This window comes from Desulfuromonadales bacterium (assembly GCA_035620395.1).
Lineage (GTDB): Bacteria > Desulfobacterota > Desulfuromonadia > Desulfuromonadales > DASPGW01 > DASPGW01.
Map to the genome: position 1 here is coordinate 1 of DASPGW010000243.1, position 11,074 is coordinate 11,074.

The following is an 11,074-nucleotide window of genomic DNA, read 5'->3' on the forward strand; positions in this document are numbered from 1 at the left end:
AGGACCGAGTTGCAGGCCGATTTGCGCGAGGAGCCGGTGCCGACGACGTCGCCGACGAAGGCGACCTGGAAGCCGTCCTTGCGGAACTGCGCGATCTCGGCGTTGCCTTTGGGGAAGCGGGTCTTGCCCATGGCCAGGGCGTGCAGCGGGATGTCCGGGCGGCTCCAGGCATCGCCGGCCGGAGAGAAGTCGTCGGTGTTGATCTCGCCGTCGACCTTGAAAACCTTGAGTTTGATCGTCTCGGGGACCCCTTTGCGGTTGGTGAACCACTCGGCGTCGGCCCAGCTCTTGAGGACCTTCTTGGCGGCGGCGTTGCTCTTGGCGAGCTCGACCACCTGGTCGAAGGCGTCGTAGACCAGGGTGATGCCGGCGAGGGCGCAGGCAGCCTCTTCGGCCAGCGCCTTGTCCTTGAGCGCCTCGACCAGCGGGGCGACGTTGTAGCCGCCGATCATGGTGCCGAGGATCTTGACGGCATCCTTCTTCGCCACCAGGGGCGATTTGATCTCCCCCTTGATGATCTGGCCGAGGAAGCCGGCCTTCACCTCGGCGGCGGGGTCGACGCCGGGGGAGATCCGCTCCTTGAGCAGGTTGAGGAGGAAATCCTCTTTCCCCTTGGGCGGGTTCTGCAGCAGTTGGCAGAGGTCTTTGGCCTGCTCGGCGCTGAGCGGCAGGGCGGGGATCCCCTGGGCGTTGCGCTCGGCCTCATGTCTCAGATAGGCTTCGATCATCTCTCTCCTCCATGGAAAAGTTGCGCTTCGGTCGTCGCGACCGGTTCGCGCGGCGGTTCGGAAAACAAGCTGAAATCAAGGCGTCGGCGGCCGGACGGGGGGAAATTCCGACCTTGAAATTCTGCATACTGTATACGATTGACCGAGTCGTTGTCAACGGCGATGTCGGGTACATCAAGGAGGAAATCTTGTACCGAACCCTCTAAAACAGATGCCCGCAGGCAGGCAACGCGACATATTCTGTCACACCTTCCCGTTAGGCTGGGATCAACCAACCAGGAGAGGTGATCCATGTTCGAATTCGTTATGGTGCTCTGCTTTGCCTACGCGGGCTTCTGCTTTCTGCTGCCGGGGACAAAAGAGAAAGGGATCGGGGGGAGCGAGGGGAAGCGAAAAGGCGGGTCCGGCAAGGCGAAGGGAGCGGCGAGCCCCCTCAGGCCCCGCGGGAGAAGCTGCCGGAGGCGGAACGAAGAAGCGCCGAAAAGGCCTCTGCTGTCACGGGCTGGCTGAACAGGTAGCCCTGCATCAGATGGCAGCGGCAGGCCTGCAGCAGATCCCTTTGCGCGGGCGTTTCGACCCCTTCGGCGAGAGTACTGAGTCCCATTTTCCGGGCAATCTCCACGATCAGGCCGACCAGCGCCGCATCATTCCGGCCGGGTTCGAGATCGCGCACGAAGGAGTGGTCTATCTTGATGCGGTCAATGGGCAACTGTTTCAGGTAGTTCAGGGAGGAGTAGCCCGTGCCGAAATCGTCGATCGCCACCTTGATGCCCCGCGCCTTGAGGTCGGTCAGCGTTTCGATGGTCCGGTCGATATCGTGGATGACCGAGCTTTCGACAATCTCCAGCTCCAGGCATTCCGGGGCCAATCCCGTTTCCTTCAGCACCGCCTCGATCAGGTGGACCAGACCGGCATGGCGGAGCTGCCTCGGCGACAGGTTGACCGCAACCGGCAGGGGTCTGCCGACCAGTTTCTGCCACCTGGCCGCTTCCCGGCAGGCCTCGCCCAAGACCCACGCGCCGATGGCGAAGATCTGCCCGGACTCTTCGGCCACGGGAATGAACCGGTCCGGGGGGATCTCCCCCAACTCCGGGTGGTGCCAGCGGATCAGCGCCTCGGCGCCGATGATCGCATCACTGCGAACATCGACCTGCGGCTGATAGTGGAGGCTGAGCTGATCGAGCTCGATCGCCCGGCGCAACTGGTTCTCCAGGGTAATCCTGGCCAGGGCGTGCTCATTCATGCTGGCGGTGTAGAGCTGGAAAACGCTGACGCCCTGATCCTGCGCCCGGCTCAGGGCAGCATCGGCATTGCGCTGCAGTTCGTTCTCTTCACCGCCATCTTCCGGATACATGGCGAGGCCGAGAGAAACGGTGAGATAGAGTTCCCGTTCGTTCGCGATAAAGGGGGACGAAAATGTCTCCTGTATTTTGCGCGCCAGTCGGGCGCAATCGTCGCCATGGCGGACATTGGGAAACAACAGCAGGAACCGTCCGTTTCCCAGGCGGGCTACCGTATCGTCGGCACGCAGGCATCCCGTCAGCCGGCCGGCAGCCTCTCTGAGCACCAGATCGCCGGTGGCGTGCCCATAGCTGTGGTTGATCGTCCGGAAGTGATCCAGACCGAGAACGGCGACCGCCACCCGCCCGTCGAATCGGCGGGCCGAGGCGAGGGCGAGTCGCAGACGGTCGCGGAACAGGGTCCGGTTCGGCAGGCCGGTGAGTTGATCATGGTGAGCCAGATGGGCAAGCCTTTGGTGTACCCGACGGCGCAGACGGTGACTGCGCTGGGTCGTCAGAATCTGTTGCCGCAGCCGGGACTCGCCCAACCGCAGCCCCGCCGCGCCGAGCAACCAGAGTCCCAGGCAGGCGGCGGAGGTGACCAGCGCCTGCCCCCGGGCACCGGGTTGCAGATCATCGACCGCCAGGGAGATGCCAAGGCCACCGGGAAGGCCCGCCTCCCGACATCCCTGCTGGTCGTGGCAGGCCGAGCACTCCTGTCGACCTCGGGCCAGGGCCTCGCCGTGAGCCCGCTGCCGAAACGACAGGAGGCTGTAACCCATCAGCGCAACGATGACCACTGTCCAGAGCAGGCCGAGCCCCAGGGTGTACCGCCGCAGATACCTGAAGGTATCTGGTCCCTGGCATGCTTTCCCCACCCTCCTGACCCCTGATTGCCTTGGCACTTTCGTCTCTATCCCCCTCGTTTTCATCTGCCGGTCGCAGTCGCCGGCCGGCCGATGTCCTGGCCGCTGCGGGTGCGGCGCAGAAGCACCGAGCCGGATCCCGTATCGAAGATGATCTTGCGCCCTGCCTCGCCGCCGACATCGGCGCCGACGACCGGAATGCGGTGCCGCTCGAGGGAACGGCGGGCGAGGTCGATGTTGCGTTCGCCGACCGAGAGCAGACCATTGGAGTTTTCCCACATCGCCGCACCGCCGAAGAACTTGGCCGTGAGGCGGCCGCGACTGCAACCGAAGATCAGCAGGCGCTCGACGAGGAGGTCGATGGCGACGTTGCCGTAGCGAGGGGTGGGCAGCCCTTCACCGTTCCAGAGGGGAAGCAGGTAATGGTTGATGCCGCCGACCCGGCAGACGGGGTCCCAGAGACAGACAGCCACGCAGGAGCCAAGAATGGTCGTCACGCGGTGCGGCCGGGGATCGGCGAAGATTCCCCCCGGATAAAGGTAGTGGCTCAATTCGGGCAAAGAGGCATCCATGATGGCAGCGAACTCCCGGGAGGGGGATCAGAACAATTCCGTCTGCCCGAAGAGGACGAAGTTCCCTTCCGGGGCCAGCGCCTGGACATCTTGGGCCAGTTCGGTCAGAACCAGGGTAAAGACGCTGCCGGCGCCGGGGGCGCTTTCCAGCAGAACGCTGCCGCCGAGCAGTTCGGCCAGCGAGCGGGTGATGCTCAGCCCCAGTCCGTGGCCCCGGTGGCTCTTGGTGCTGCCGGCTTCCAACTGGCGAAAGCGGTCGAAGACCGCCTCCTGGTCGGCCGGGTCGATGCCGGCCCCCATATCCCGCACCGAAATGCGCATCGCCCCCTGGCCTCCACGCACATCGATCTCGACCACATTCCCTTCCGGGCTGAACTCGATGGCATTGGCCAGCAGGTTGCGGACCATCAACTGCAGCATCCGGGGATCGGTGACCAGCGGCAGGGAATGGAGGCCGACCCGCCGCAGGCTGAGTCTCTTCGCCTCGGCCTGGAGCGCCATCTGACCGACGACCTCCGCCACGATCGCAGCGGCATCGGTCAGGGCGGGGGACGGCACCGCATCGCCCGCCTCGAGCTCGGCGGCAGCGAAGATGTTCTCGAGCTGGAAGTCGAGAGCGTAGGCTTCGGCGTAGATCAAGCGGGCGATCAAGGCGCCCTGCTCTCCTCCGGCCTCGCCGGTGATCTGGGTGGCCAGCCCCAGGATGGCGGCCAGCGGATTGTTGATCTCGTTGCGGATATTGGAGAGAAAGTGACTCTTGAGCGACTCGGATTCCTGCAGCTTGCGGTTGGTCGCCTCGAGCTTGAGGGTCACCTCCCGCAGGTCGTTGAGGGCCCGGCGGTTGAATTCCAGCCGCTCCTGAAGCGCAGCAATCAGTTCCTGGTCCGTCAGCCTGTTCATGTCATATTCCCTTCCGGCAAATAGAGCACCCGCGAGAAGATGCAGCGTCATTAAACCCGCATTTAAACATATACGCGAATGTAGGGGCAGGCCCCTGTGCCTGCCCAGGGCGGCCACAGGGGGCCGCCCCTACAGGTTTCCCTGATAGGCCTCGAGCATCGCCGGTGCGATTTCCGCCAGCGGCAGAACGCTGCCGGCCGCCCCCAGGCGGATCGCCTCCTTCGGCATGCCGAAGACGACGCAGCTCGCCTCGTCCTGGGCCAGGGTCACGGCGCCGGCCTGCCGGAGTTCCAGCAACCCCCGGGCGCCGTCGTCGCCCATGCCGGTCAGGATGACGCCGATCGCGTTGCGGCCGGCATACCGGGCCGCCGAGCGAAAGAGGACATCGACCGAGGGGCGGTGCCGGCTGACCAGCGGGCCGTCCTTGATTTCGACGCAGTAGCGCGCGCCGTTGCGCTTGAGCAGCAGGTGGCGGTTGCCCGGCGCAATGAGCGCCCGCCCGGGGATCACGCTGTCGCCGCTGGCGGCCTCCTTGACCGCGACGCGGCAGATGCCGTCGAGCCGCCGGGCGAAGGCGGCGGTGAAATGCTCCGGCATGTGCTGCACGATGACGACGCCGGGGGCGTCGTGCGGCAGGGCCTCGAGGAAAATGCGCAGCGCCTCGGTGCCGCCGGTGGAGGCGCCGACCACCACCACCTTTTCCGTGGTCCGGATGATTTCGCCCCCGCATGATTTGCGCAGCACCGCATCGGCAGTCAGCTTGGGATCGACATCCGCCCGCGCCGCGGAGAGCGGCCGGAGTCGGGCAGTTGCCGCCGCCTTGACGGCATCACAGAGCAGAACCCGCGACTCTTCGATAAACTGCCGGGCGCCGAGCTTCGGTTTGTTGATGATCTCCACCGCCCCGTACTGCAGGGCCTTGAGCGTCGTCTCCGCCCCCTTCCCGGTCAGGCTGGAGCAGATCACCACCGGGATCGGATGCTGGCTCATGATCTTCTGCAGAAAGGTCAGGCCGTCCATCCGCGGCATCTCGATGTCGAGGGTGATGACATCGGGCAGCTGCTGGCGGATCTTGTCGGCGGCGAGAAACGGGTCGGCGGCCGTCCCGATGACCTCGATGGCCGGATCGCCGGCCAGAATTTCCGTCATCGCCTGACGGATCACCGCCGAGTCGTCGACGATCAGGACCTTGATCTTTGCGGGCATAGTGAGTGCGTCGATTCGGGGTTGCAGGAGCGCCTACAGTTTCCGATAGGCTGCGGGCGCCACCTGGACCACGGGCAGCCCCATGCCGTGCAGGGATTCGGAATGGCCGGTAAACAGATAGCGGCCGGGCGGCAGACAGCCGCAGAAACGCTGCAGCAGGGCCGTCTGCTGATTCCTGTCGAAGTAGATCATCACGTTGCGGAAAAAGATGATGTCGACCGGCTCCCGCAACCCGAAATTTTCCTCCATGAAGTTGAGCCGGCGGAACTGGACCTTCGCCCGCAGCTCAGGCACCACCCGCACCTGGCCTTTTTCCGGATCCCGGCTGCGCAGCAGATATTTCTTTTTCAGCGCCTCGGGTACCGGCTCCACCCGCTCCTCCCGGTAGATGGCCAGCCGGGCCTTCTCCAGCACCCGGGTGGAGATGTCGGTGCCCAGAATGAAGAAGTCGAAGCCGGGATGCGCCAGGGCGAATTCGCTCAGGACCATCGCCAGGGTGTACGGTTCCTCGCCGGTGCTGCAGCCGGCGCTCCAGACGCGCAGCGGCCGCTGCAGGCCGACGCCGTACGTCGTCAGCAGGCGCGGCAGCGCCACCTCGGTGAGGAAGTCGAAATGCTTCGCCTCACGAAAAAAGTCGGTCTTGTTGGTGGTGACCACGTCGATGAGGTTGACCAGCTCCCCCTCCCCGCTGCCCGGGCCGAAGAGGTAGTCGCAGTACTGGCCGTAGGTGGCCAGCCCGAGGCCGCGCAGTCGCTTGCGCAGCCTCGCTTCCAGCATGTTTTTTTTATGCGGCGGCATCTTGATGCCGCATTGGTCGTGGATCAATCGGCTCAGACGGACGAAATTCTTCTCCGAGATGCCGTCGGCGTACTCTCGGCAACTCTCGCCTCCAGGCTGCTTCATGGCCAACATCCCCCTCATCCTCTCAGGCCGAGACCGCGGCAGCCCCTTCGCCGACACCCTGCACCAGAGAGAGCTCGTCGGTGGAAAAAACCCGGTCGATGTCGAGAAGGATGAGGAACCGGCCGTCGTGGTTCCCCATGCCCCGGATGAATTCGGTCTTCAGCCGGGTGCCGATGCGCGGCGGCGGCTCGATCTGCTCCGCCTCCAGCTCCAGCACCTCCTGGACCGAGTCGGCAACCGCGCCGACGATCGTGGCTTCGCCATCGGCGGTGATCTCCAGGACGATGATGCAGGTGTCCCGGGTCGTTGCCGTCGCCGCCAGCCCGAACTTGAGTCGCAGGTCGACCACCGGCACCACGCTCCCCCGCAGGTTGATCACCCCGAGCATATACCCGGGCGTCTGCGGCACCCGGGTGGGGGGGATAAAGTCGAGAACCTCCCGGGCCTTGGTCACATCGACGGCAAAAGTCTCTTCCCCGAGCCTGAAGGTCAGATATTGCCTCGTCATATTCGCCGTGCTCATCACCTTGTCTCCGTTTTTCTAGAATCGTTCGAAATCGGCATCCAGCTTGTCCCCGGACCGCTCGCCGCGCACCAGTTCCAGGTCGATAGACGGTCCCTGTACCTTGCCGTTTTTCAGCGAGAGCCCTTGGCTCCCACCCACGTCCACGAAACGGCCGTCGCGCTGCCTTTCATCGAACCGGACCGTTGCTGCCACCTGTCGCTCGCGGGCACGCTGACCCTCTTCCACCTTGAAGAAGGCGATCAATTCCTGCAACTGCTCCGACTGCCCGTTCAGTTCCTCCGCCGTCGAAGCCATCTCCTCCGAGGCCGAGGCGTTCTGCTGGATCACCTGGTCGAGCTGCTGGATCGCCTTGTTGATCTGCTCCGCCCCGGCATCCTGCTCCCGGCTCGCCGCGGCGATCTCCTGCACCAGCTCCGCCGTCTTCTGGATGCTGGGCACCAGCGCCTCCAGCATCCGGCCGGAGCGCTCGGCCACGTCCACGCTGGAGACCGACAGTTTGCTGATCTCACCGGCTGCCACCTGGCTGCGCTCGGCGAGCTTGCGCACTTCGGCGGCCACCACCGCAAAGCCGCGGCCGTGATCGCCGGCCCGAGCCGCCTCGATAGCGGCGTTCAGGGCCAGCAGATTCGTCTGCCGGGCGATCTCCTCGATGATCATGATCTTGCCGGCGATCTCCTTCATCGCCGCCATGTTCTCGGCGGCCGCAGCGCCCGCCTGGCGCGCGTCCTCGGCCGCCTTGACCGCGATCTTCTCGGTCTGCAGGGCGTTGTCGGCGTTCTGCCGGATGTTGGCGGTCATCTGCTCGATGCTCGAGGAGGCCTCCTCGGCGGCCGCCGCCTGCTCGGTCGCCCCCTGGGTCATCTCTTCCGAGGCCGTGCTCATCGCCTGGCTGCCGGAGGCGACGTTGTCGGCCGCCACCTTCACGCCGGCCGCCACCTCGCGCAGTTTCTCGACCATCGACTTCATCGACCGGACCAGCTGCCCGGCATCGTCTTTCTCCTGGACCTCGATCTCGACGGTCAGGTCACCGGCAGCCACCTTGCCGGCGATATCGGCCGCCTTGATGGCGGCGTTGAACAACAGAAGAGTCTTGCGAATGGCCAGGTAGAAGACCACGACCGAGGCAAGCAGCAGCCCGGCAAAGACCAGCGAGCTCTGGTAGATGTTCTTCCACATCGCCGCATGCAGGGCGGTCACGTCGCTCTGGAAGAAGAGGATGCCCGTCGTCTCCCCCGCGGCGTCCTTGAGCGGCCCCATGCTGACGATATACTGCCTGCCGTCGATCTCCGCATCTTCCACCACCATCCGGTCGAGGCCCTGGCGCAGATCCAGCTGCGCCGCCAGTTTGAGGGCGATCGCCTTGTCGGTTGAGTCGAGCAGCGCAAATTCTCCGACTTCCTCGTTGCCGACCTCGGAGGACTTGCTCTGCAGGAAGTCCTTCGTCAGAAAGACGGTCGCGTCGTCCCCGGTAATCTCCTTGGCCCGGTGGAAAAGATGGTCGATCTCCTCCGAGAGTTCCATATAGCCGATCGGCTTACCCTGAAAACTGACCGGCTGGATGGCACGCAGGGAAAAGAAGTTCTTGCCCATCTCGATTCCCCAGGCAAGAGCATTCGTCTGCGCGGCCTTCTTGTACGTCACCCGTTCCAGCTTGTCACCGAACTGCGGCGGCTTGTGAGCGCGCAGCAGAACCGTGCCGTCGGGCCGGACGAAATACATGTGGGTGATGTTGTTCTTCGTCTTGATCTCGTCAAAGTAGGGCTTGGCCGTCGCCAGAAGTTCGTCGCGTTTCCCTTCGGCCTGCAGCCGCATCAGGCTGTCGATCTTGCTGAAGCCGGCGAGCGCCCGGGCCAGACCCTCGGCATCGGCCTCGATGAGGGAGGGGAACAGGTTCAGCGCCCCTTCCATCTTGGATACCAGGGTTTCGCGCAGCTGGCGATCCTGGCTGCGGTAGTTGAACACCCCCATGACGGCGCTGCAGCAGACGAACACCGCCACCAGCACCAGAATCACCCTCGACTTGAAATTTGCACCTTTCATCTCCGTAACTCCCCTTCGTATGTTTTATAGGAAAATCTGTTACCGATTTGCCGATCCAAACTATCAAAACCTTCCAGCGCAGGCCTCAGCCCCTCAAGGCTTTCATCTCTGTCAATTCGGCGTTTTCAACCAGACGCGGCACGTCGAGAATCAGCGCTACCGTGCCGTCCCCCAGGATAGTGGCGCCGGAGAGTCCGGCGACCTCGCGGTACATGCGCCCCAGCGACTTGATTACCGTCTGGTGGCTGCCGATCACCTGGTCGACGACGAAGCCGACCCGCTGCCCCTCGGTTTCGGCAATCACCACCTGCTCGATCGCCGGCGGCTCGCCGCCGACGCCGAACTGTTCGCGCAGCCGGATGTACGGCACGATCTGCCCCCGCACGTCGACCAGATGCCGCTCTCGTGCCTTGGCCGATCCTGACCGTTTCAGCTCGATGCATTCCTCCACCGATGAGAGGGGCAGAACGAACTGATCCTTGCCGATCTGCACCAGCAGGCCGTCGATGATCGCCAGCGTCAGCGGCAGCTTGACGGTGAAGGTGGTCCCGTCTCCCGGCCGGCTCTCGATTTCAATCGAGCCGCGCAACTCCTCGATGGTCTGTTTGACCACGTCCATGCCCACCCCGCGACCGGAGACGCTGGTCACGCTGGCCGCCGTCGACAAGCCCGGCAGAAAGGTCAGCGCGAAGATCTCCTTGTCGGTAAGTTCCGCGCCAGCCGCTACCAGTCCGTTCGCCGCGGCCTGGGCCTGGATGGCATGGCGATCGATGCCGCGACCATCATCGCTGATGCGGATCAGGACATTCGGACCGGCATGGGTCGCCGACAGATGAATTCTTCCCCGCCCCGGCTTGCCGGCAGCCCGGCGAACCGTCGGCGATTCTATTCCGTGATCGATGCCGTTGCGGATCAGGTGCACCAGCGGGTCGTAGATGCGGTCGATCACCGTCTTGTCCAGCTCCGTTTCGGCTCCCTCGGTCGTCAGTTCGATCTCCTTGCCCAGCTCTGCCGACAGGTCCCGGACCAGCCGCCGGAACTTGCTGAACGTCGAACCGATGGGGAGCATGCGGATACCCAGCACCTGGTCCCGCATCTGCCAGGTCAGGCGTTCGACATCCTCGGCCACCGCGACCAGTTCGCCATCGCCCTTGCGGGCGGCAAGCTGGCTGAGGCGGGCCTGAACCGTCACCAGCTCCCCCACCAGGTCGACCAGGGAATCGAGCTTGTCGGAGCGGACCCGGATGCTGCTGCCCAGGTCCTGAACCTGCCGTTCACGATGGATTTTTTCCACCTGTTCCTGTTCGGCAAGGGCCGAAGCGATCTTGCCGCCATCGACCAGGCCTTTCTCCACCAGCACTTCCCCCAGCCGCTGACGCTCCTGCAGAGCGGCCTGCAGCGCCGACAGCGACAGATCGCCGCGCTCCACCAGAATCTCACCCAGGCGGCGGACCTCGGTGGTCGCTTCGGGAAGGTCGACGGCTTCGATCGTCACTTCGCTGTCGTCCTCGACAAACTGGAAAACATCGCGGATGGCGCTGACGTGGACTTCGGTGGTCAGGATCACGTCCCAGTAGAGATAGCAGAGCTCGGGATCGAGCTCGGCCAGCGGCGGGATGGCATCGACCTGGGCGACGACGCGGCAGTCGCCAAGATGGGCCAGTTCCCGAAGCAGGGTGGCGGGATTGATGCCCCGGCGGAAAATCTCCGGCGCCGGTCGGAAACGGATGCGGTAGGTCACGGCGTCACCGGCGGATTGCGGCAACCCGGGCGCGTGACCGGTCGCCGGCGCCGGCTCCCGGGGGGACGAAAAGCCGGAAAAGGTGGCGACGATAGCGGCAGCATGCTCGGCGCATTCGGCATCATCCCCTGACTCGATCATTATTTTGAGCCGGTCCCTGGCCGCCAGGGTATGGCTGATCAATGCGCGGCTGGCCGTCATCTCGCCGCTGCGAATCCGCTCGAAAACAGTTTCGATCTCGTGAGCCGCCGTAGCCACCTCTTCGAAACCGGCCATGGCCCCTGATCCCTTGACCGTGTGCAGCACCCGGAA

The 11,074-nt window shown here is 64.5% G+C and carries 9 protein-coding genes; all 9 read right to left on the bottom strand.

What is annotated here, in order from left to right; all coding sequences use genetic code 11:
* Positions 1 to 728 (bottom strand): aconitate hydratase B (locus tag VD811_13370; GenBank protein ID HXV21971.1); only part of this gene is annotated, 728 nt, incomplete at its 3' end.
* 433 nt (positions 729 to 1,161) lie between these two features.
* Positions 1,162 to 2,886 carry an EAL domain-containing protein gene (locus VD811_13375; protein HXV21972.1) on the bottom strand — a complete coding sequence of 575 codons (1,725 nt, stop codon included), beginning with the start codon at positions 2,884 to 2,886 and terminating at the stop codon, positions 1,162 to 1,164.
* Positions 2,887 to 2,936: 50 nt separating this feature from the next.
* Positions 2,937 to 3,446, bottom strand: a complete 510-nt coding sequence (locus VD811_13380) for a chemotaxis protein CheD (GenBank protein HXV21973.1) — start codon at positions 3,444 to 3,446, stop codon at positions 2,937 to 2,939.
* Positions 3,447 to 3,473: 27 nt separating this feature from the next.
* A complete protein-coding gene (locus VD811_13385) occupies positions 3,474 to 4,346 on the bottom strand; it encodes a HAMP domain-containing sensor histidine kinase (protein HXV21974.1) in 873 nt (290 codons plus the stop codon).
* A 129-nt stretch (positions 4,347 to 4,475) separates the two neighbouring features.
* On the bottom strand, positions 4,476 to 5,552 hold the full coding sequence (locus VD811_13390; protein HXV21975.1) for a chemotaxis response regulator protein-glutamate methylesterase: 1,077 nt from the start codon (positions 5,550 to 5,552) through the stop codon (positions 4,476 to 4,478).
* A gap of 33 nt (positions 5,553 to 5,585) precedes the next feature.
* Positions 5,586 to 6,455 carry a protein-glutamate O-methyltransferase gene (locus VD811_13395; GenBank protein HXV21976.1) on the bottom strand — a complete coding sequence of 290 codons (870 nt, stop codon included), beginning with the start codon at positions 6,453 to 6,455 and terminating at the stop codon, positions 5,586 to 5,588.
* A gap of 22 nt (positions 6,456 to 6,477) precedes the next feature.
* A complete protein-coding gene (locus tag VD811_13400; protein ID HXV21977.1) occupies positions 6,478 to 6,978 on the bottom strand; it encodes a chemotaxis protein CheW in 501 nt (166 codons plus the stop codon).
* Between the two features lie 18 nt (positions 6,979 to 6,996).
* The gene (locus VD811_13405; GenBank protein HXV21978.1) at positions 6,997 to 9,021 is read right to left on the bottom strand and encodes a methyl-accepting chemotaxis protein; all 2,025 of its coding nucleotides are present in this window, start codon (positions 9,019 to 9,021) and stop codon (positions 6,997 to 6,999) included.
* An 85-nt stretch (positions 9,022 to 9,106) separates the two neighbouring features.
* Positions 9,107 to 11,074, bottom strand: a 1,968-nt coding sequence (locus tag VD811_13410) for a chemotaxis protein CheA (protein ID HXV21979.1), incomplete at its 5' end; no start/stop codon positions are given.

What these genes read in the sequence shown, in the direction of transcription:
- VD811_13380 (HXV21973.1), bottom strand. Translation starts at nt 3,446, where the DNA reads ATGGATGCCTCTTTGCCCGAATTGAGCCACTACCTTTATCCGGGGGGA.
- VD811_13390 (HXV21975.1), bottom strand. Translation starts at nt 5,552, where the DNA reads ATGCCCGCAAAGATCAAGGTCCTGATCGTCGACGACTCGGCGGTGATC.
- VD811_13385 (HXV21974.1), bottom strand. Translation starts at nt 4,346, where the DNA reads ATGAACAGGCTGACGGACCAGGAACTGATTGCTGCGCTTCAGGAGCGG.
- VD811_13395 (HXV21976.1), bottom strand. Translation starts at nt 6,455, where the DNA reads ATGAAGCAGCCTGGAGGCGAGAGTTGCCGAGAGTACGCCGACGGCATC.
- VD811_13400 (HXV21977.1), bottom strand. Translation starts at nt 6,978, where the DNA reads ATGAGCACGGCGAATATGACGAGGCAATATCTGACCTTCAGGCTCGGG.
- VD811_13405 (HXV21978.1), bottom strand. Translation starts at nt 9,021, where the DNA reads ATGAAAGGTGCAAATTTCAAGTCGAGGGTGATTCTGGTGCTGGTGGCG.